Below are 22,001 nucleotides of genomic sequence, written 5' to 3'. Positions count from 1 at the left end.
ATATTTTAATTTCTTCAGTTCTTTGTCTATCCTGCTCTACATTTACATTTTCTTATGCCCATAAAATAATATATCCTACTTCAATCTATTGATCTAACTAGTGAAATATGTACTGTTTTATGTCATCCCAAGAAATAATCCAATCTATAACAACGTAACTTTCATATTCTAAAAAGTTACTAATTAAAGTAAACCTATCTATTTAATATGATTTTTCTATTGAAATGTCCATTTTTCCTTCCAATTCATAATCACGGATAACCAATCTGCATTTTGATTCATAAAATTACTAGCAAATTCATATATTAACCTTCCGTGAGGTTCATTAAGTAATTCTTCATAAGCATTTACAACATCTGAAATTTCAATAGTTTCTTGTTGTCTATCTTTTATGTTTTCACCTAAACAATATTTCCTTCTTAGTTCGACTACTAAATCATATATTATGTTAACTTGCTTTTCTTCTCTGTTGTCAGTATCTTTATCATAATTTAAAAATATTTCTAATGTATCTGACAAAATCCTTAACTTAACTTTTTGCCCATTCTGCAACTCATACATTCCCTTAACTTCATACTCTGTAATATGTAAACACCTTTTTATTCGACGTTTAATAATATCAAGTGTGCTCTCAAAAACAACAATACGTCTAGGCCTATATTCTTGACCAAGTAAATTAATAATCTCCTCTATCTGATAGTTGGTAATAAATTTTTGTTTGTTTATTATCTCCATCATATTCACTCTTTCCTTTTGAAAGTATTTACTTATAATAAATTAAATCAAGCTTTTAGTATTACCATCGTATATTTATGGATTTCCACTAACGTTTCGCTCTCGAGACAAAAACTTAATTCTACCTAACAATGTTTTAAATCATTTTTCAATAATTCCTCTTCTTAAGTATTGCTACCATTCATTGGTATGTACTGATTTTTCTGTATTAAACAAAACTATTAATCTATTATTAATTCTTCTATCTCTATTCCTACTATATTATTTAAAGCCTCTACATCTTGTATAATATCTTCGTTAAAACTACCCTCAAGATAGCTAAATTTTTCATGAGCAATATTAATAATCCATGGCTTTCTATCTTTCTTTAGAAAACATAAATCTTGTAACAGTGTTGGTTCGATCCAAGAATATAGGCCTTTCGAGTATTTTTTTAGTATTTCTTTTGTTACATAATTTAATTTAAAATAATACACCTCAGCACAATACGTTGTTTCTGTTCCAGGCCAACTTGATTGTTGATTCACTTCAACAAAAAATTTGCCTAGTTCCTTTAATAAGTTATCTACATTCTCGCTTTTGGGCTCTTTACTTCGTCTTACCAAAATAAACTCCTCACAGATTTGTGCAGCTAAATCAATCAATTCTTCATATGATTTACCTGTTGGTTCCTTTGAAAGAATCCACAAACTTTTTATCTTAATCATCTCCTACAATGGCATTTACATAAAACTTAATTTATCCAAAATTACGCCTAACGTTTCTTGTTGCTGAAGTTTCTCAACCTTAGATAGCTCCTATATTATGTTTAGGAATATGCCTTGATGCCTGTTCTAAGATTCCACAAATTTTAAAAATACATCTCAGCACATTACTTATCTGATTCAAATACCTTCCATCCAATAGCAATGCAACATTTTTTATATGATTTTTTAAAGCTTATGCAAACAGCATGCATATAAAATCCACTCTAATCCCCGAGTTTACTTACACAAAGCCCCGTAGCTTCTAGAATTTGTCACTTAATTGTTAGATATATTGCACTCCATGAACAACGTATGGATTACGAGAAAATATAAAGTATGTAATTCTTCCATCAAAATTCAGCATATATCTTGTCCTATCCTTTGTAAAATCTGCATCAATTAGGTCTATTACTTGATTTCTATCTACCCATCTTACTTCAATGGTTTCTTCACTAGTTGTTAATTCACCTGAAATTGCTTTAGCATTTAATCCAAATGTTACTATGGTATGGATTGGACTAATTCCATCGTATTGAATTCCAATTCCAATATTGGAACTCACTGAGATTAAATTTCCGACCTCTATATCTATTCCAGTTTCTTCTTTGACTTCTCTTCTAAAAGCATCAGTTATAGTTTCTCCAACTTCTACTTGTCCTCCAGGTATTTCCCATCCTCTTACAGGGTCTTTAACCATGAGTATTTTACCATCGTCATTCTCTACTAAACCACCCACACTAACTATATGCGTTGGAAAATTCATAATATCTCCCCCTCCTGCCTCATAATATTTAAAATTTTGACTTTTCCTTTTGAAACTTTAATAAAAATGCAAAACGTTAGCTAAGCCTAATTGCTTTAAAATGTCATATGACGCGTCTCACTCAAGACGTTTCTTAACCTAGACAGGTTTCCCAAACTTACAAATTAATAAATCGTTTGTTAATAAATCATGATACTCGGCTTTCCAATAGTGAATATCATTTAATTCTTTAAAAGTAATATTATCTGGTAGCTTTTCTAGCTTAACTTTGAAAGGATATCTAAGACTTATTACAGTCGAATCATACGGCCATCCCTTCCATGTCTCAAGTATCTCATTTCCTGCTTGAATCTCTTTTTCAAGAATTAGTTTAAGTTTATTAGAAATTCTTTCAGTATCTATTTTATTTATGCTATAATCATTCATCTTTATCCCTACTTTTCCTCTAACTAAATCTTATGTAAAACACTACAAATATTCCCTATCTTTAGTTGTTGTATAACATTTCTAATTTCCACCGCTAAGAAACTTAGAACGCTCTTTTCTTAGCTTCGCAGGTGTAGCTTGGCTATCTTTTCAAGTCAAACTGCACATAATTTTTTTGTTGTATGTAGTTTTAGACACTATGCGTTGAATTAGGTTAATCGTAATCAACTTTAAAACACTTACTTTACAAGTACACTTTAAAATAAATTGCAACTTCTATTGAAAAAATTCTAATATATATCTAATAGTTTGGAATATCAGTACTAATACTCCGCCTACCACATGAACTCTTAAATATTTTAGTAAATGAGTTTCCTCAACAACCTTATTTACATACCTTTTACTTCTTAATAACGATATTATTATCACAACACCTAATGCTGTTATAATTATTGAACATATTCCACCTACTACTGTAATATTCTTCATTACTTTATATAAATCCACAAACCAATCCACCTATAACTGTTTTACAAGGTAATAAAATTACTTACTAAAATGAGGTGTGTGGATTCAATTCAATAATTTCGCGGTACATTAATTTATCTATTTCAAATCCACAACTACTACACATCTCATGTAGAAATCCAATTTTTTTCATCTTTTCCCCACATTTTACACAGTAGAAACGCCCCTCTGGAGCATTTACTTCTTTTGACTTGATTTCTCGTGTATTATAGAAATCATCACTATTTTCTTCAAATCTATTTTCTATGTGCTTTGAAAAGAAGCAATCTCCAGTTACACAATATAGTTCTCCATTATTATACTTCAATTCATTATTACAATAAGGACAATGCATATGATACCCACTTTCAAATGATATTTTCATTTAACTCTTGAATTATAACCTTATTTCCACAAAACTACTTTACTAATAAGTGAATTATAACATAAATTACATAATATAACATATGATTTGATCAACGAAGCACTTACAAATATAATTTCACTAATCTTAAATGGAATTAAAAACACTTAACTTGATTAATCTTGCAGAATTAAAAGGCACTGGTATAAAACTCACCAGTGCCTTTAATTTATCCTATATAAAACATCGTTCTAATTTTTAATAATCTCTATAGCTTTTTCCAGAAGTTCATCTCTTCCTTCTTTTATTCCATGTATTGTGGGTTTCACATAAATATCAGGTTTTACACCTACTCTCTGGGTTTCCGACTTATCAGGATTATAAATCCCAATTCCTGAGATGGCGGTCTCTATAGCTCCCGGCAAACTAAATACAGCTACATCTCCATCTGCACCAATTGAATTGCTTCCAATAACTTGTGCATTAGGTGATTTTCTTAATGCCATGGTAGTAAATTCAGCTTGACTCTGTGTATACTCATTGATGATTAAAATAACTTTTCCTTTATAAAAATTCGGATTATCCTTTCCAACTTCCATATCTCCACAATAATCAAATTCACCAGGCACAGCTTGGTTTGCAGCAGCCGCCTTTGCGAAAACAACTTTTTTAGGCATAAGGTAATTTCCAAGGGTATACATTATAAGATCTGATGGATAATTTCTCAAATCTACAATGAGTCCTTTTGTATCCTTGAATTCACTCATAATTTTATCTATTTCACCCTTAGCTAATGCGCCAGGATTTATATAGCCAATATTTCCTTCCAGAAGTTTATGAGACTGTTCGGCTTGCTCAAACATATTTGTTAAACTATAGCACTTAATGTTTTCTCTTATCTCCTTACCATCCCTCTCTAAAGTAAGAGTTAAACTATTCTCGGATGTATTAAACAAATAGCCAAACAAATCTTTTACAATTTCCTTATTATTTGAAGTTGATTTATATCTGGCCTTTTCTCTTATGACCTCAAATATATCTTTATCATTAAGCTTTAATACAATGTCACCTTTTTGTGCCTTGCAGTCCTTAGCATACTTTTCTGCTATTTCAGTAATAACAACCTTATCTTCAACTAACTGAAACTTTACAGGAGCTGCATTAAAGCCCCAATATCTACGTAATTCATTTCTTTTATCAACAGCATATGCATGGGAATCATGTATTTTAGTTGTTAATTCTGCTGCAGTAAGCTTATAGGATAATGAATCCTTGCATTCAATAAACTTGGGTATAAATTCTGTCAGAACACCATCCCAATCTTCCTCAATTCCATCTCTGTATGGATAATAGTATTCAATTACATTCCAATATCTAAACAAACTTAAGAGCTTGTATCCAGCATCATCATAAGCCATATTTGGGTAAGGTTTTTCATTTTTAAAACTTGCAAATATAGAATCTTTTCCAAAGCTTACATAGGCTTTGTCTCTTTCAGAAATATATGTCTTAGAGAGTTTCACCAATAAATCACTTAACTCTTTACTGATATAATTATCATTCTTTATCCAAGCTATATCTGGTGCCATAACAACATCTTTGCTGCCGTTCTCTGAGCCTTCTTTTACTTCTCCAAGCTCATTAATCCAATTATATAAAATCTTATCAACTTCGTTAGAATCTTTAGTTTCCATTACTTTAGGCATAACTCTAAACAATTCAAAATCCCAATCTACAGAAGAGGATATAACTTTGGGATGATAATATTTAACAAAGCCCCATACTTTACACAGCTTATTCAAATTTCTAACTTGATTTTCATTTAATCTCTCAATTTTAACACCACTTTTTTTATGGAAAACGTCCTCAAAAGCTCCTTCACTTCTCATTCTAAAAAAGCTTACCAATACAAAAAAAGCGATTATACCAATTAACAAACCTGTTCTAACCCATTTATTTTTCCGATTTTCTTTTTTATCAGGCATAACCCACCACTCCTATAAAAAATACCAGAACAATTAGATTTTATTTCTCAAATACTCATCAATCAAACTTATATCATAGCTATCCTCTGCACTAGTATCTATAATCAAAAATTTACCATTCATAGGCCTAACCGACTTGTCCAAAGCGTTATTAAATCTTTCCATAGATGTATCCCCAATCTGGCTTATTAATCTATCTCTAGTATAAATTCTATTCTCAATTATAGAATAATCCTCTACCCTACATTCAATATACTTGTAGCTAGCTCCGTATTTCTTTGAAATGGAAATACCATTATTTAAGGTATCTTCATAGAAACATGGAGTATCAATAACTACACTTATTTGCATTCCTAAATAAAATTCAGCTAGATCAAAAACTACACTATATGAAGCATCTGCTACTATACTATCTGGCACTTTTGAATTAATCATTGATGTCTTTATTATATCTCTATCTATAACAATCGCACCTGTCCTCTTAGCAATCTTTCTTGATAATGTTGACTTCCCACTACCAGGATAGCCAGCCATTTGTAATAGAAACACTGTATCCTCTCCGTTCTTTTTTATAGCTTGATATATTAGATTATTATGACCATATACGATTTATACTTATAAATACTCCATTTTCAAAACTTAATTTATAAATATCTGGCATATTCAAGCTTTTCCAGAAATCGTAACTATATTTTTTATCGAAGTAATTCATTATTAGTACCATAATATTTCCATGAGTACCAATAACAACATTTTCTCCACAGCATTGATTTAAAACACTTTTAAGAGTTTGTACACCTCTATCCTGAGCAAAGTTACTTGATTCTCCTCCAGGAAGAGAAAAATTAAAATCTTCCCAGTACTTTAAAATTACTTCATCAAAATTGGTAACCGAACAATCAGCAAGCTTTCTTTCTCTAAAACCTTCATCAGTGGAAATACACAACCCAAAGTGATTTGCAGTACCTTCCACTGTTTGAATGGCACGTTTATACGGACTTGATATTACCTTGTTGATATTTTCATATGATAGTAGTTCAGTTACTTTGCTAGCATCCTTCAATCCTTTTTCAGAAAGTGGTCTATTCAGTTCATCAGGGGTATATAAGGAAACAGCGTGTCTAACTAAATAGATATTAGTAATCATTTAATAAATATTCCTTTCATTTATTTCCGTATCTTTACAATTGCGAGTTATCTTTTTACCTCAAAAAGACAAAGAATCTTAAAATGATACAACTCTATACATTATACTATTAGCTATAATTTATCATCCATTACCAAAATGACATGGTAATTGCACCTCATAATATAAGGTATATGTATAAATTAATACTTCAATTTATTTATAAATGAGACAATTTCCTCAATATACTTTTCAGGTTCATCATCAGGTATCATATGTCCAGATTTCGAAAATTCAACTACTTCGCATGACATTAATTGGTTTTTGTACAATTTTAGAGTCTCATCTGAAATATTAGATGGAACTTTAGATTCGTTATCCCTACCAATAAATATAGATACCGGAATTTTCAATTGCGATAGTTGTGTTGAAAAATCAATTTGCTCTGCTTCTTTACATAAACCTTCAATTGCTGTACGGCGCATAAAATTTAGTATTGGAACTCCTAAATAATTAATACTTGTCCAAAATTCCACTTGATCAGGACTTAACTTATTATGTACTGGAGGTTGGTCACCAATTATAAGTCCACTTATACCCTTCTGATTTTTTAGACTCCACCCAAGCGCATACGATGCACCCCTCGAGAATCCAAGAACGCAATAATTTTGAAGCTCGCAGTGCTTAACAACAGCCTCTATGTCGGAAAGATGTTCTTCAAGCCCGTAGCCTGTTTCAGGAGTGGAGCTTAGGCCACGCCCTCTCAAACTCAAAGTTACAACATGACTAGATATACCAGAAAGTATCGGTATTGCCCTTTCTGCAGGCTCCCAAATACCTGTAATTACAAGTAGTGATGGTGTTTTGCTAGAAGCAGCACCGTTCTCTAAAACATGTATTTTAACTTTTCCATTATTCACAAAATAACTTTTCATAAAAATTTCTCCCATCAATAAAATCTAAGCTTTAGAATTAAATTCACTAATATCAATATTTTTAATCTGCTTTCTGTAATGCTCTGCTAACTCATGATAATTTTTGAGCGCCTCTTTCGCGGATTCCTGAAGTTCATACTTCCCAACTGAAACTCTATTAAACCATCCATAAAAGTTCTTTGAAAGTATGGATTGGGTCTTTTCTCCTGTACCTAGTTCCTTTAACTGTTTTGGTGAAAGTTGTCCAAACTTTTCAAGACAACAGGCAATATGGATTGAATTTTCTCTATAAGCAGTCATTAGTTTTCTTCTTGTACTGCCTCCTATATTGTAATCCATATACCTACCATTTATTTCTCTTATTATAGCTTTTCTTATATTATTATTTTTCTTTCTTTTATATTCCATCGGATGAAAAACTATTTCCATCATTGGTTTTTTACCATTAAAGGATACTGTAATTAAACCAAGCTCTAAGCGTTTAAGCAGATGGCACATATCATCCCATCCCTTAGAAAAAGCTCCTCCTTTAGGCTTTAGAATTGCCACATAAACAGAATCCGCTGCCTTTTGCCTTTGCACCGCCTGCATAAGTAATGTAACATTAAATCTTAGTTTCATTTCTATTACTACTAATTCTTTTCCTTTAATAGCTGTAATATCACAATTTTTGACCTCACTATGAACAATATAACCCTGACTAATCAAATAGTTATAAATTGGCTCGTAAAGATCTGTCTCCATTATTTTTTTATTAGCTTCCTTCTTCATATTAATCAATCATCAATCCATTTCTACATATTTTCAATTAATTCGTTATATATGCCTCTATAAAAAATATGTTGAGATGATACATATAGTGCAACATAAATTTCGCCTTTTTCAAAACCTTCCTCCAAAAGTTTTTTTCCTATATACTGATTATCTCCATCAGTAAAATACTTTTGTGCAAGGTAAGTAATTGGTGAAGAAAGTACTTTAGAAGTTAACTTGAAAGTTTTGCTTGGAATAGTTTATCATGTGTTTGTAGATACATCATCCCAACCTTCATTATCATAATTTATAATCCAATTTAGTGCATAATGTCGTTCATAGATAACATCTGGATCAAGATCAGAAGGCATTATCTGATTACGTAGTCGAGCCTCAGTTGTCGCCCAATGATACCTAAAATGTAAATCAGTCTGATCTAAAATTTCCTTCTTTGAACGTATTTGAGCTTCTAAAATGAACTTATCCCTTTCTCTATTAACTATTGTAGATACTGCAGTCTGAACATCACATATTTTATCAGGCCTATCTAAATTTTTAATATATCCAAGACTCCATAATAAAACCCATAAAGCCTCATATCTCCATGTAAATTTTGCACGAAGTTTATCATCAATTTGTTGCATTTCAGTAAAAGCTTTCTCTTCACATGAAAAACATTTCTCAACTTTATATTCTCTAGTTTTAACTTTAAATATATCATCTTCTAGGCCTTCTGCTTTAGCAGCAATTAATGCTATGCAAATTGCTCTGTTGCATATTTCTTCCTTAGTTCTTAATGTTATTTCTTCTTCTGTCTCTATTACTGGTAAATGTTTTATAAATGGTACCTTTTCTTGTTTTAAGATTGAAATTGATCTATTTTTTCTTCTTTCAGCTTCATTCGTGAAAAACAAACTTACACCTCATTTTCTAAAATAATAATGCCCAACGTCTCAAATTCCCGACACAGAGAAGCCTATAGCGACCGCACTTATCTTCGCAGGTGTGCTTTGCAGTCTTTACTTGCAAAGAAGACTTGAGCGTTTTCTTAGTTGTGGTTTAATTCTAGTTTATATTAAGATACCTTTCTCAACCATCTCTCCAATTCGTAATGATAAACATCTCCATAATGGTAGTTTGTTTTTGCCTATATCTTGAATGATTATATTATAAGCTTCGTAGCTAAACCGGCAAAACTGAAATAATATATCCACCGGCAATTAAGCTTACAAAATTAGCTATAAAAGCATAAACTAAACTACGACTTTTTCCATGTTCCTTAACTAAAATCGGAAACGCAATCATTTCAATCACAAATACAAAAAACTCCCCAATAATTAAGCTTAAAATTAAATAGCTTGGCATTAGTGAACCTCCGCTATTCAACCAAACATTCAAGGCGCCCTGCGTAACAAGATTGATAAAAAGGAATGTAATCCAACTTCTCTTTTGTCTATAATTAAAGAGCCAAAATATGATACCTTCAAGAAAAAGTGTAAGTAGTAACCGCATTGTTATCAGAAGTATCCTACGAAACGGATATGTTCCTGGTGTAAGTTCTCGATTGCTTATGTCCAAAGTAAATATACTGTTATATTGCCGCAATGGCTTAACAATCGTACATTCAAAGCTCTCCCCATTTGTAGTAACCTTAAAAGTATATTCGTCAGTTGCTCGCATATCACTTGAATAAAATGCATAATATCCTTCCCATGCAACCTTACGAATTCTTGCTTTAGGTTGGCTTCCATTTGACACTAATGCAATCGAAAGATCCTTTGGGGGATTATTTACAAGTATAACCAATGATGGCGGTTTCGCAGAATTTGCAAATGCTATTGTAGATGGTGTAAATATCATTAACATAATTAATATCATAACTATAATTGAGTTTTTTCCAATCTTGTACACATTAACCTCCTCAATTAATTTTATAAGTTTGCTTTTTCTATCCTTCACCTATTATCCTTATATACCTAACCTTAGCAGTATTCCCAACACTTATAATGGGAAATATTACTCAAGCTTATAATTCACTTCTTAGCATTTAAATCCATCTTACTAATAAGTGAATTATAACATAAATTACATAATATTACATACACTTTCATCAATGAAGCAATAACAATACGATTTTCATATAAAAAGTCTTAAATAATAATCAAAAAAATTAGAGTCATAGCGGCATAATAACTTAAATTACTATTGCTGCTATGGCTCTTAAATTAATCAAAATTGAATTATCAGCCTTTAAATTACTGACTTAGATAGCTATATTTACTTTGTTTTCTTATGTTTTTTGTTACCTTAACAAGTTCATACCACAGAACTGAAACTGCGGATATTACAGCAGCTAATATTAGCTGACTTAGTGATAGAGGTGCTAGCTTTAAAAAGCTATTTAATGGAGTATATAGGATTACTGCAAGTCCTGCTAATGTTCCAAAATTTACGGTCCACATTACCTTATCCTTTTTAAGTTTGGCGAAGGATTTAATTGCATAATCAGAATCTGAACTATTAACATTTACAAGCAGCACATTAGCAAGCAATATAATTGTAAGTCCCATTGCCCTTGCAAGCGGTGCGTTAGTTGAATTATTGTTTAAAAATGCATAGTAAGTTCCAAAGGATGCTCCAAACATTACAACACCTTGAATTATACTTTTAGTAAGAGTTTTTGTTGTTAGTATTTTTTCATTTGCATTACGAGGTGCTCTTTCCATAATATCATCTTCAGCTGGTTGTCGTTCCAATACAATAGAGCAAGTAGGATCAATTACTAATTCAAGTAAAACAACATGGAGCGGAAGAAGTAACAGGCTTGAAGGATTTATTCCTAGTATAGGAGCTAATAGTGATGCAAAGGCAATAGGAATATGAATAGTAAATACATATCCAATTGCTTTTCTAATGTTATCATAAATTCTTCTTCCATCCCTGATAGTTTCAACAATAGTAGAAAAATTATCATCAAGTAAAATTAAATCTGCCGCCTCCCTTGAAACCTCTGAGCCTCTCTTACCCATAGCAATACCAATGTCTGCATGCTTTAAGGCAGGAGCATCATTAACGCCGTCTCCAGTCATTGCAACTATCTCTCCATTTTCTTTAAAGGCCTTAACTATTCTCATCTTATGCTCAGGAACAACTCTAGAAAACACATTAACTTCTTTTACTCTCTCCCTAAGCTCTTCATCACTCATTTTATTTAATTCATCACCAGTAATAATTTTATCGCTATTTGGCATGTTTATCTGCCTTGCTATAGAACTTGCTGTTACTCCATTATCTCCGGTTATCATAACTACGCGAACACCAGCTTTTGTACAAGTTTTAATATCTTCTTTAACCGACTCCCTAGGAGGATCTGCTAAGCCAATAAGCCCGCAAAGTTCCAAACTACATTCTGTAAGCTTATCAGGAATGTTGCTTTCCTCTGATATTTTCATTTGTCCAACAGCAATAACACGAAGCCCTTCCTTAGACATTTCAAGTATTTTCTTTTCTGCTATTTTTCGATCATTATCAGTAAGACTACATATTGTTAAAATACGTTCTGGTGAACCTTTTGCTGCAACTGTAATATCACTATGGTTTTGCCATACATGACCCATCATTTTTAATTCATCAGTAAAGGCATATTCTTTTACAAGCTCTCCACCAAAGAGAATATCTCTTGTAATTCCACCTTCTTCACAAAAAGTTATCATAGACTTTTCCATTGGGTCATAGGCATCAGGTTTACAGCCCATTCCCATAATTTTTGTCAATGTATTTGTGTCATTTTTTAAACTCCAAACTTCTCTAACTGACATTTTGTTCATTGTAATTGTACCAGTTTTGTCAACACACAGAACAGAAACAGCACCTAAGGTTTCTACAGATGGCAGTTTTCTAACAAGTGAGTGCTTTTTGGCAAGTCTCCATGCACCCATAGATAGAAATACTGTTAGTATAACTGGAAATTCTTCTGGTATCATGGCCATAGCAAGAGTTACACCAGACAAAATACTTTCTATAAGTCTATCCGTAAAAGCATGGTCAGGAATATTAAAATACGTAACAATACCAACAATAATGAATAAAACCGCTGCAATTATAGCACATAGCTTTACTAATTTTGAGGTTTGTTTTTGAAGCGGTGTTGGATTATCAGGAGCAGATATAACGTCTTGTCCTATTTTTCCATATTCAGTAGCTGAACCAATTTTATCTACCAAAATAATACCTGTACCTTGTGTAACAAGAGTACCAGCATAGCAATAATCTTTACGCCAATAATCAGCATCATTACTATCACAGTTTTCTTTAGAAACCTTCCATACTGCTTCAGCCTCTCCAGTTAGGGAAGATTCATCAATAGCTAGTGTACTAGCTTTCATAACTACTCCATCAGCAGGAACTTTAACTCCTTCTGATATAAACATAATGTCGCCAGGCACTAAATCGCAGCTGTTGATTATTTTCTCACAGTCATCACGAAGCACCTTAATCTGAGGTGCAGATAAATCCTTTAAGGCTTTTAAAGTCTTGTCTGTTTTCCATTCTTGGATTGTTTCAATGCCTATTATTCCAACAACGAAAATAAGCATAATTGCGCCATCTCTAGGCTCTCCTAATATGAAGTATATTGTAGCCGCAACGATAAGCAATAAAAACATTGGCTCGGTAATGACGTGTAAAACTTTGTGTAAAAAGCTTTCCTTTTTCTCGGCCACAAGTTCATTTTTACCGAATTTTTCTTGAAGCTTTTTTACTTCTTGAGAAGTTAGTCCTTGGAAATGTTGTTCTGTCATAAATAGTTACCTCCATTTTTGCTTATTATAAGCATTTTTAAGATAGCTCTATGGCATTGCAATCATCAGAAATGTTCTATTAGTATAAAAAAATACCTGTAGAACATTTTACTGTCCCACAGGTATGTATTATCATCCTGTTGCCAATTAAGGCCCAGCCCCACGAACTTACAAGTAAGTTCATCGCCTGCTCAGTTTGTACTGTAGATTTATATGCAGTGCAAAGAGATATTAATAGTATATCATACTGAACATAAGCTGTAAATATATTCTAACTATGATCAATGTGAATGGTTAAGTTTATATTTTTAATTTTCTCCTCTAAACTTTTTTCTAACCTTTTCGTAAGCTCATGAATATCTTTTGCAGTAAGCTCTGGATTTACAGTTACGTGAAAATCAACATACCTTACCGCACCTGATTTTCTTGTTTTTATGTTATGAAAATCTAAAATTTCAGTTTTGTAGGTTTCTAAAACCTCTTTTATTTTTTCCTCTTCCTCTGAGGAAAGTCTTGTATCTATGAGAGGAGCAAATGCACCCTTGGATAAGTGCCAAGCCTCTTTTATTATAAAGCATGCAACTATAATGGCTGCAATAGGGTCTAGAATGCTTATTCCTGTTAACTTTATAAGCAGCAACCCTGCTGCAATTCCAGCAGAAGTATATACATCAGTTTTTAGATGAAGAGCATCTGCCTCCAAGGCAAGTGAATCTTCTTCCTGAGATACCTTGTAAAGAATTCTAGATACTACTGTATTCACTACAGCAGATATTGCCATTGCTATAATAGCTATAACTGTTTCCTCTATCTCTACAGGGTGCATTATTTTTAAAACTGATTCTTTTATTATCAAAAAAGCTGCTATAAAGATTAATAGCCCTTCTGCTAAGCCAGAAATGTTTTCGATTTTTCCATGACCATAAGGGTGCTCTATATCTGCTGGTTTTGAGGAAATTCTAACAGAAAAAAAAGCAATAATAGATGCTACTAAATCCATGCCAGAATGGATAGCCTCAGAAACAATACTCACAGAACCACTTAGAAGCCCAGCTCCTACTTTTAAAATAATTAAAATTGTATTTGAGATAATGGATAAGGAAGCAACTTTTGCTTTTCTATCTAATGCTATCATAGGATTAATTCTCCTTTTAATATAAAATATTAAGAAGTTACACTTTTATATCCAATCCTTTTTTTCACAGTACTCATAAGATCCTTCACTTATTTTAACCAATATTTAAAGAAAAAAATCTGATAAACATTAGAAGCTTTCCATAAGTAAGTTATTATTCCTATAACCCTATTAATTCATTTACAGCCTTTGCCCAAAACTCTTCAGGGATATAAGGCCACACACAATCACCAGTTTCTTCCCTACATAACTCCATAGCCCTTGATAGAACTTTACCATGAGATATATTACCTCCACGTAATATGTTTTCAGTTAACACTCTCCAGTAAGGTGCATGCACGTCAAGCTTAGCTTCATGCATATCCCTGATTACTCTATCAACATCATACTCAAGACTAATAAACTCCTCAGACCATGTCCCATCATTTCCATGTAATATCAAAAATTGGGTCTTTCCTACACTAAAAAGAGGTACTCCAACAGCCCCAGGATTTAGAACACATTTATCGTTATGTACAATCTTCCTCTGTATATGGGTATGTCCACATAAGATAATTGATGTTTTTACATTATTCATGATTTTGATAGTCATATCATCATTTGGCAGCATTTTTTCATTTATATTATTAGGTGAACCGTGACAAATTGTGATTGCAGGCATATCATCTACGGTTATTTCTCGTACTGGCTGCAGCTGTGCAAAAAAATCTAAATCCTTAGAAGTAAGTAATTTGTATGTATATAATAATGAACCACTTGCAGAATTGTTGTCTTCCCATCCCTTTTCACCGCCAGCACGGTATTTGAGCCAGTAATCTTCCTTATTTCCCTTGATAAAATAACATGTATATCTTTTATTAAGATCATATAATATTTTCATTGTTCTTTCAGGGTATGCTAATTCTCCAACATAATCACCCAAAAAGAAAAATGTACTAATATTACGTGAAAATGCATATTCAAGGCAACGCTCCAATGCAATATAATTGCCATGAACATCTGCTAACACTGCTATGTCCATACTTTTTCTCCATTTCAAAATACATATTTAAGAATGTCTGTTAAGTCCTCTGTATCAACTGCATACATTGCACTCTTTCGAACCCTTTGAGAACTGTTTATGGCAATAGATTTACCGCAGTACTCAAAAATCGGAATATCTGTTGATCCATCGCCTACAGCAATACATTCTTCAGGTTTAATACTATTACTTTTGCAAAAGTGTTGTAAGCATTCAATTTTTTGTTCAGCCCCAATGTAATTAAGAATTTTCCCGGTAAATACTCCTTCAACTACTTCATAAACACTACCATAATAATCATCAAATCCCCAAATATCAGCTACAACCTTTGCTACTTGCTTTGGGCCCACAGTAATTACAATACATTTAATATTTTGATCATGCAGTGCTTCAACTACACTTTTAATATTCTTTAAAGGTTTTGCAAGCTCTAAAAAACATTCAGCTATCTTACTTTCTTCAAGATCTAAAAGTAATTCTGCTCTAAGATAATCTGCCGTTTTATAATCAATTAGGCCCTTTTCTTCTTGTTTTTGAATTAAAGAGTGCTCTCTTTCTTTATCATTCAAAATGCATGGCAGCATAACAGAATGGATTTCTCTAATGAGAGTATCATCCAGATCAAAACAAACAAGCTTCATTTTTTCCATCTCTAATCACCTCAGTTAAAAACCAATATATTAATTACAAACTACAAATTTACATTTCAATAAATGTATACTTAATCTCCATACCGATATAAGTTAATAACGTATTTTGTATTGGGAAGGTATTCTATACGATACTTTCTGCCTTCAATTAGAACATTTGAATCATATTTACCCTTTACATGAAATTCCTTATCTCCAATAGTAAAATATGTAGTGGTTGATTTTCCATGAACAATATGATAATTAATTAACTTTCCTTCATATGAAGAATAATCAGAACTAATAATTTTATCAATGTCTTTATAATAATTTGGCAAGTCTCCAGTAATTAACATGATAGAAAAAACAGTCCACAAAAAACCCATTATCCACATTATTATTAATCTAAAAGGCTTTCTACCTTTATATATAGATGGAATGAATTGTATTACTCCTAATATAAACATTATAACTACAAAACTACTATATCCTATTACTGTTCCAAAATATTCTTTTTTGGTGTCTTTAGATACCATTAAAATAAAGGACATAATAAAACTAATTAACACTACTCCAATAAAAGTAAGTGTTATTACTTTCAGTTTCTTTGTATACTTTTTCAAACTATCAATCTCCTAATAAAAACCTATATATTGATTATAAACCACAAATTTACATTATTCTATATAAAAAAGTCCACCAACCAATGTAGACATCAAAATTTTGTTATCTGATATTCCAGATTATTTAATATTTATAGGCTTAATACTTTTCTAAGAACTTCTTTTAATGTAGCTTTTATATTACCCAAAGAGTATAAAATGGCGAAGTTGAGAAAGAATCAAACCAAACTGGTTGGATTTACAGGCCGATGGAATGTCATTCCGTTAGTATAACTAAATAGCTCATGATTTCCATATTAACTATACGAAATTATATCAGGAAGCAAAAATAAGAAGGTACCTTGAAAAGTCTATTGACAAACTATGAAGGTACCTGTATAATTAAAAACATAAGGTACCTTCGTAGTTCTTGTACCTAAAGAAGGAGGAATGTATATGCAAGAAAAGAAATTTGACTTAATTATGCAATTGACACGAGTTGAGTGGTTACTTCATAAATATCATCAACAAAACCATATGAATTATGGACCAATGGGAGATCCGCGTAAAGGTCAGGGAAGAATTTTGAGAATCCTTAAGCTGAAGCCGGAAATCAGTCAAAAAGATTTATCATATTTGCTAGAAATGAGACCGCAATCTCTTGGAGAGCTGCTATCAAAGCTTGAAAAAAAGGGATATATTATTAGGACCCCATCGGAAACTGATCGTCGAGTTATGAATATCAAGCTGACAAAAGAAGGAGATGAAGCAACTGAATCATCTGAGCAGGAATTTAGTTTTGATAATGTATTTGAGTGCTTAAATGATGAGGAGCAACAAAACTTAAGCGATTATTTAGATAGGATCATTAACACACTTGAATCTCAAGTTGATGATGAACAGTGGAAATCAGGTTTTGACCCTCGTTTTGGTATGGAACATAATTTCCCAGGTGGTTTTCATAATGGTGGACGTCCAGGTGAAAGAGGATTTGATCCACATAATGAAATGAACCATAGCTATGGGGAAGATCCTGATCAACAACAGACAAGACATGATAAGGAATAATCAGTTTTCGCAGCATAATTATGGAGGCGCTGTGCAGATGAATTATAAAGTCGGCGCCTTTATTTTTTTGCGCCAATTTTAGCGGAAACCTATATGAAAGGAGTTTTCAATATGGAAAATATGGATCAAAAATCACTTTATTATTTGGAAAAAGCACCTGTTCCAAAAGCAATTATACACATGGTAGTTCCAATGATATTAAGCTTTATTGCTACAATGATTTATAATATTACAGACGCTTATTTTATTGGTAAATTGAATAATACGGCAATGATGGCAGCGGTGACACTAGCATTACCATTTTCATCAGTACTGATGGCATTGGGTCATTTGTTTGGTGTGGGATCTGGAACGTTTGTTTCAAGGCTTTTAGGTGAACAAAGGGTTGACAGGGCGAAACAAGTCAGTTCTGTAAGCTTTTGGTCATCAATACTTACAGGTGTCATTTTTATGGCAATATGTCTATTATTATTAACACCAATATTAGGACTTTTGGGAGCCAATGGAGAAACATTTACACATACAAGAAACTATATCTTAATGCTTGTTATAGGATCTCCGTTTATTATCGCCAGCATTTCCCTCGAGGAAGCGGTCAGAGCAGAAGGGGCATCTACAGCTTCCATGATTGGTATGATATCTGGAGTTATAATTAACATCATACTAAATCCTATTTTTATTTTTGTACTTCATATGAATATAATGGGATCAGCACTTGCAACTGTTCTTGGTAATCTGGTTTCTGTTGTGTGGTATATCTACTATCTGCAGAAGAATAGCAGTGTTCAGAGTGTATCAATGAAAGAATTTAAGCCCAGCAAGGAAATATATATAAATATTTTCAAGGTTGGAGTTTCGGCCTTCTTGCTTGATGGATTTATGGTTATTACTAGTTTACTATTCAACAATTATTCCATGCTTTACGGAGACAATGTTGTTGCAGGATTTGGTATTTCTCAAAGAATCATTCAGATTGTTGATTTTATAAGCATGAGCTTTGCCATGGGAGCTGTGCCACTAATTGCATATGCTTATTCAGCAAAAAACAATGATCGATTAATGGAGATTATCAAAGAAACCATAGTATATATGCTGGGCATTATATTATTTTTGTCAGCTATACTCTTTACACTTAAAGCACAGGTAATTGGAATCTTTAGTATTGATCCTAAGGTTATTGACATAGGAAAAAGAATTCTGTTTGCACAACTTTGTTCAACTGTCTTTGCTGCTTTATCTGGAATTTTTACGGGAATATTTCAAGCATTCGGTACTGGTGTTCAATCGACGGTAATGTCTATACTGCGTGGGGTCATATTTATACCTATATTGATATTTGGAAATGTAATATTCGCAGTGAATGGCGTGATTTGGGCTATGACAATTTCAGAAGGAATTACTGCCGTTGTAGGAATTATTCTTTGGTTCAAAATTAGAGAAAAAATTCTAAACCATTTTTTTCTTATTTAACTAATATATAATTTATATCTACAACATGTTTATCATTGCATCCTTTACCTCTTTATTTATTCTATTTGAATATGAAATCAAAATGTTCAAATAATCCAAAAAGAGCGTAAGTAGATTCTGTAAATCAAATCTATTTACGCTCACAATAAATTTAAAATTTATCATCTTAACTTCTAAACTTCTTAAGAATTTAAGAAGTTGTTGTTCTCTTAAAAAACCTAGGCAATTAAAACTTATATAGATTTATTCCACACTCTTCATTAAACTCTCTGCTCAACTTACCATCCATAGCTTCTATGATGATTTCCCCCGTAGCGCTTATTATTCCGGAACTTAAATGGCCTCCATAAACTTTATATTCTTCATCCGATAAATTAATGTGTAAATGCAAATAGACTTCATCATCCAAAGTTGATATGTTACCTAAAAGGCTTGTTATTTCATAATCCCCACTTAGTACTTTCGTTTGATACTGCTTTGTTTGAGTTTTAAATAACCCAATTGTTGCTTTATTTACTGCTCCGATTCCTCTTATAAAGCCTAAGTAAATTTGATGCTCTTTACAAAACTTCTTTAAAGTTTCAACGATTTCTTCTCCTTTATCAAGCCTTACAATATACTTACTTCCAAAACTTTCAAATTCCATACAGACTCTCCTTATCATAGATTTCATTTGCGTAATTAAAAAATTTATATAATAAACATATTTTATATAGCTGCTGTTAAAATTACTTTCAATTCTTCAAAAATATCAGGACTTGAAACAATTACACTATAACAGTTTAAACAACTTGGTAGATTTGAGTTATTTTCAATACTATAGTGCCCAACTGCTGCATTAGCTTCAGAGGCGATCAATTTTGCCGCTGCAACATCCCAAGGGAATAGTTTTTCTTCATAAAATCCTTGTAAGCGACCACAAGCAACCCAGCATATATCTAAGGCTGGAGACCCTAATCTCCTAATATCTCGTATCTTAGGAAGTATCAATCTTAACGTTTCAATTATTCTGTCTATGTTATCTTTATTGTGAGGAAATCCAGTTCCAATAACACATTGTTTCAATTCATTTACAGGTTTAACTTTTATTTTTTTATTATTCAAAAAAGCACCCTTACCTCTAACTGCATAGAATGTTTCGTCTAAAAAAGGATTGTGAACTACTCCTACCTCAACTACATCATTTATTGCAAAAGCAATAGATATAGCTACCTGATAATGGTCATTTGCATATCCAACAGTTCCATCTATAGGGTCAATAATCCATGTAGGCTCTTTTATTATAAAGCCATTTTCTAAAGTGCTTTCTTCAGATATAAATTTGTGCTCAGGAAAAGCTTTAGAAAGCTCTGTTTTTATAATATTATCAGATATTAAATCTGCCGTTGTCACCAGTTCATGTCCATTTTTTAAATATTCTTTATACCCTCTATTTTCCCTAAGTTCTTTTATTTTTTGCCCAGCTAGCTTGGCAGCACGAATTGCTTCACATAATATTTTCTCCATCAAATAATCCTCCACCTTTAATAGTTAAAGAGTTCTAAAGGAAATATAAAAGTCAAAAGTGTGTAATAGTAGACTTGTTATTAAAATTTAAATTTATTTCTTCGCTCTTTAATTTTTTATTATACTTTAAAAAAGGAATAATTTGCATGATTATGACTTCGTATTATTAATAACATATACCATATTATCTGTCCATGAATCTTCCTCATATATGAAATCTTTACGTATACACTCAAGTTTCATTCCTGACCGTTCCGCTGTCCTTTGAGAAGCAATATTATCTAAATTAATATGCGCCTCAACCCTATGAAAATGAAGTTCATTAAACGCCACATCAATTGCTGCCTTTACCATTTCACTTCCATAACCATTTCCCCAATGTTGATTAAGTAACCAATACCCGATTTCTGCCCACTGAAAATTTTTTCGTTGGATAGTTTTTATGATAACTCCACCAATATATGTACCTTCTGTATTTTTAAACACTCGAAACATATAAGCTTTATCATCTTTTGCATACTGTATCAAAGAGTTTACATTATTTTTGCAAAAGGTCTCTGTATATTGCTCTAAAAGTTCAATTTCCTCGTCATCATATTTACTTTTCTGCTCACCTTGTGCTTTAAGACCATCTCGAATTGTTATAAAATCATCTTCTCTTGTGGGGCGAACTATGAGTCTCTTGGTTTCTTTGATAATGTTTATGTAATTTATTGGTTTCATTTTATTTCCCCCAAAATACAAATAATTAAAACTTTACTTTTTCATAAATCAAGCAAATATAAACTCTAGAATTAGTAGCTTCGGGTATTACATTTTGATACTCTAATAATGCCCTATAACTGGTTTATCCTTGGACCTATGCTTACGGCTAGGCTCATACTCCTGCCAATATACTCTTTTTTCATTTAATCTTGTTCGTGCTTCTTTTTCTTCTGCAGGATATCCAACATATACAATTCCCAGTGGAACAACGTGCTCTGGGATATTGAGTATTTTTTTAACTGCTTTTACATTGCTTTCAATGGGGTATACTCCTATCCAAACTGAACCAAGACCAATACTTGCTGCGGCAATTAAAATATTCTCTATTGCAGCACTGCAATCTTGAACCCACATTTCCTGACCTGGACCTTTAAATGCTAATTTCATATTCCCGCATACAACAATAGCAACAGGCGCATTGTATCTAGCAAATGTAAATTTCTCTTTCATTTCTGAAAGCTTTTCTGCATCATCAATAACTATAAACTCCCATGGCTGACAATTTGCCGCTGTTGGTGCAGCTGCAGCAGCCTTCAATAAAGTCATAATGTTATCTCTTTCAACTTCTTTATCCAAGTATTTTCTTATACTTCTTCTTTCGTAAATTGCTTCTATTGCATCCACCATATTGCCCCCCTAAAATCTAAAGATTAATTATAAGGTTTA

General features: G+C 32.2%; 24 protein-coding genes and 1 riboswitch. Of the genes, 2 read left to right on the top strand and 22 right to left on the bottom strand.

Going from position 1 to position 22,001, the window contains the following annotated elements; translation table 11 throughout:
* Positions 1–216: 216 nt before the first annotated feature.
* The 18 genes from bsdE14_RS13570 to bsdE14_RS13485 form a co-directional block, all read right to left on the bottom strand.
* The gene (locus bsdE14_RS13570; protein ID WP_264850493.1) at positions 217–519 is read right to left on the bottom strand and encodes a hypothetical protein; all 303 of its coding nucleotides are present in this window, start codon (positions 517–519) and stop codon (positions 217–219) included.
* Between the two features lie 437 nt (positions 520–956).
* Entirely contained in the window at positions 957–1,442 is a 486-nt protein-coding gene (locus tag bsdE14_RS13565; protein WP_264850492.1) for a hypothetical protein, read from the bottom strand.
* 322 nt (positions 1,443–1,764) lie between these two features.
* Complete coding sequence (locus bsdE14_RS13560; RefSeq protein ID WP_264850491.1) at positions 1,765–2,244, bottom strand: NUDIX hydrolase; 480 nt, start codon at positions 2,242–2,244, stop codon at positions 1,765–1,767.
* A 138-nt stretch (positions 2,245–2,382) separates the two neighbouring features.
* Positions 2,383–2,670 (bottom strand): hypothetical protein, encoded by a 288-nt coding sequence (locus tag bsdE14_RS13555; RefSeq protein WP_264850490.1) that lies wholly within the window; start codon positions 2,668–2,670, stop codon positions 2,383–2,385.
* A gap of 276 nt (positions 2,671–2,946) precedes the next feature.
* A complete protein-coding gene (locus bsdE14_RS13550) occupies positions 2,947–3,177 on the bottom strand; it encodes a hypothetical protein (protein WP_264850489.1) in 231 nt (76 codons plus the stop codon).
* Between the two features lie 46 nt (positions 3,178–3,223).
* Entirely contained in the window at positions 3,224–3,562 is a 339-nt protein-coding gene (locus bsdE14_RS13545) for a hypothetical protein (RefSeq protein WP_264850488.1), read from the bottom strand.
* Positions 3,563–3,792: 230 nt separating this feature from the next.
* A complete protein-coding gene (locus tag bsdE14_RS13540; RefSeq protein ID WP_264850487.1) occupies positions 3,793–5,526 on the bottom strand; it encodes a S41 family peptidase in 1,734 nt (577 codons plus the stop codon).
* A gap of 33 nt (positions 5,527–5,559) precedes the next feature.
* Positions 5,560–6,075 carry a P-loop nucleotide/nucleoside kinase family protein gene (locus bsdE14_RS13535; protein WP_264850486.1) on the bottom strand — a complete coding sequence of 172 codons (516 nt, stop codon included), beginning with the start codon at positions 6,073–6,075 and terminating at the stop codon, positions 5,560–5,562.
* Between the two features lie 43 nt (positions 6,076–6,118).
* Positions 6,119–6,673: a histidine phosphatase family protein gene (locus bsdE14_RS13530; protein ID WP_264850485.1), complete on the bottom strand. Its 555-nt coding sequence runs from the start codon at positions 6,671–6,673 to the stop codon at positions 6,119–6,121.
* 182 nt (positions 6,674–6,855) lie between these two features.
* Positions 6,856–7,587: an alpha/beta fold hydrolase gene (locus bsdE14_RS13525; protein ID WP_264850484.1), complete on the bottom strand. Its 732-nt coding sequence runs from the start codon at positions 7,585–7,587 to the stop codon at positions 6,856–6,858.
* Positions 7,588–7,611: 24 nt separating this feature from the next.
* Entirely contained in the window at positions 7,612–8,331 is a 720-nt protein-coding gene (locus tag bsdE14_RS13520) for a DUF2161 domain-containing phosphodiesterase (RefSeq protein WP_264850483.1), read from the bottom strand.
* A 272-nt stretch (positions 8,332–8,603) separates the two neighbouring features.
* Positions 8,604–9,254: a DUF4272 domain-containing protein gene (locus bsdE14_RS13515; RefSeq protein WP_264850482.1), complete on the bottom strand. Its 651-nt coding sequence runs from the start codon at positions 9,252–9,254 to the stop codon at positions 8,604–8,606.
* A gap of 268 nt (positions 9,255–9,522) precedes the next feature.
* A complete protein-coding gene (locus tag bsdE14_RS13510) occupies positions 9,523–10,251 on the bottom strand; it encodes a hypothetical protein (RefSeq protein WP_264850481.1) in 729 nt (242 codons plus the stop codon).
* Between the two features lie 344 nt (positions 10,252–10,595).
* On the bottom strand, positions 10,596–13,139 hold the full coding sequence (locus bsdE14_RS13505; RefSeq protein WP_264850480.1) for a cation-translocating P-type ATPase: 2,544 nt from the start codon (positions 13,137–13,139) through the stop codon (positions 10,596–10,598).
* Between the two features lie 109 nt (positions 13,140–13,248).
* Positions 13,249–13,344: riboswitch (NiCo riboswitch) on the bottom strand.
* Positions 13,345–13,410: 66 nt separating this feature from the next.
* A complete protein-coding gene (locus tag bsdE14_RS13500; protein WP_264850479.1) occupies positions 13,411–14,274 on the bottom strand; it encodes a cation diffusion facilitator family transporter in 864 nt (287 codons plus the stop codon).
* 160 nt (positions 14,275–14,434) lie between these two features.
* The gene (locus bsdE14_RS13495; protein ID WP_264850478.1) at positions 14,435–15,295 is read right to left on the bottom strand and encodes a metallophosphoesterase family protein; all 861 of its coding nucleotides are present in this window, start codon (positions 15,293–15,295) and stop codon (positions 14,435–14,437) included.
* A 14-nt stretch (positions 15,296–15,309) separates the two neighbouring features.
* Entirely contained in the window at positions 15,310–15,945 is a 636-nt protein-coding gene (locus bsdE14_RS13490) for an HAD family hydrolase (RefSeq protein ID WP_264850477.1), read from the bottom strand.
* 71 nt (positions 15,946–16,016) lie between these two features.
* Positions 16,017–16,547 (bottom strand): hypothetical protein, encoded by a 531-nt coding sequence (locus tag bsdE14_RS13485; RefSeq protein ID WP_264850476.1) that lies wholly within the window; start codon positions 16,545–16,547, stop codon positions 16,017–16,019.
* A gap of 435 nt (positions 16,548–16,982) precedes the next feature.
* On the opposite strand from bsdE14_RS13485, the gene bsdE14_RS13480 reads away from it, so the two are divergent.
* Complete coding sequence (locus bsdE14_RS13480; protein ID WP_264850475.1) at positions 16,983–17,594, top strand: MarR family winged helix-turn-helix transcriptional regulator; 612 nt, start codon at positions 16,983–16,985, stop codon at positions 17,592–17,594.
* A 111-nt stretch (positions 17,595–17,705) separates the two neighbouring features.
* The gene (locus bsdE14_RS13475; protein ID WP_264850474.1) at positions 17,706–19,064 is read left to right on the top strand and encodes an MATE family efflux transporter; all 1,359 of its coding nucleotides are present in this window, start codon (positions 17,706–17,708) and stop codon (positions 19,062–19,064) included.
* 226 nt (positions 19,065–19,290) lie between these two features.
* On the opposite strand, the gene bsdE14_RS13470 is transcribed toward bsdE14_RS13475, so the two are convergent.
* The 4 genes from bsdE14_RS13470 to bsdE14_RS13455 form a co-directional block, all read right to left on the bottom strand.
* Entirely contained in the window at positions 19,291–19,710 is a 420-nt protein-coding gene (locus bsdE14_RS13470; protein WP_264850473.1) for a PPC domain-containing DNA-binding protein, read from the bottom strand.
* Between the two features lie 62 nt (positions 19,711–19,772).
* Positions 19,773–20,570, bottom strand: coding sequence for an inositol monophosphatase family protein (locus tag bsdE14_RS13465; RefSeq protein WP_264850472.1), 798 nt, complete (start codon positions 20,568–20,570; stop codon positions 19,773–19,775).
* 150 nt (positions 20,571–20,720) lie between these two features.
* Positions 20,721–21,293, bottom strand: a complete 573-nt coding sequence (locus bsdE14_RS13460) for a GNAT family N-acetyltransferase (protein WP_264850471.1) — start codon at positions 21,291–21,293, stop codon at positions 20,721–20,723.
* A 102-nt stretch (positions 21,294–21,395) separates the two neighbouring features.
* Positions 21,396–21,962, bottom strand: a complete 567-nt coding sequence (locus tag bsdE14_RS13455; RefSeq protein WP_309298119.1) for a nitroreductase family protein — start codon at positions 21,960–21,962, stop codon at positions 21,396–21,398.
* Between the last annotated feature and the right edge of the window lie 39 nt (positions 21,963–22,001).

The organism is Clostridium omnivorum, assembly GCF_026012015.1.
GTDB classification, from domain to species: domain Bacteria; phylum Bacillota; class Clostridia; order Clostridiales; family Clostridiaceae; genus Clostridium_AX; species Clostridium_AX omnivorum.
This window is presented reverse-complemented; position numbering and strand designations above follow the sequence as displayed.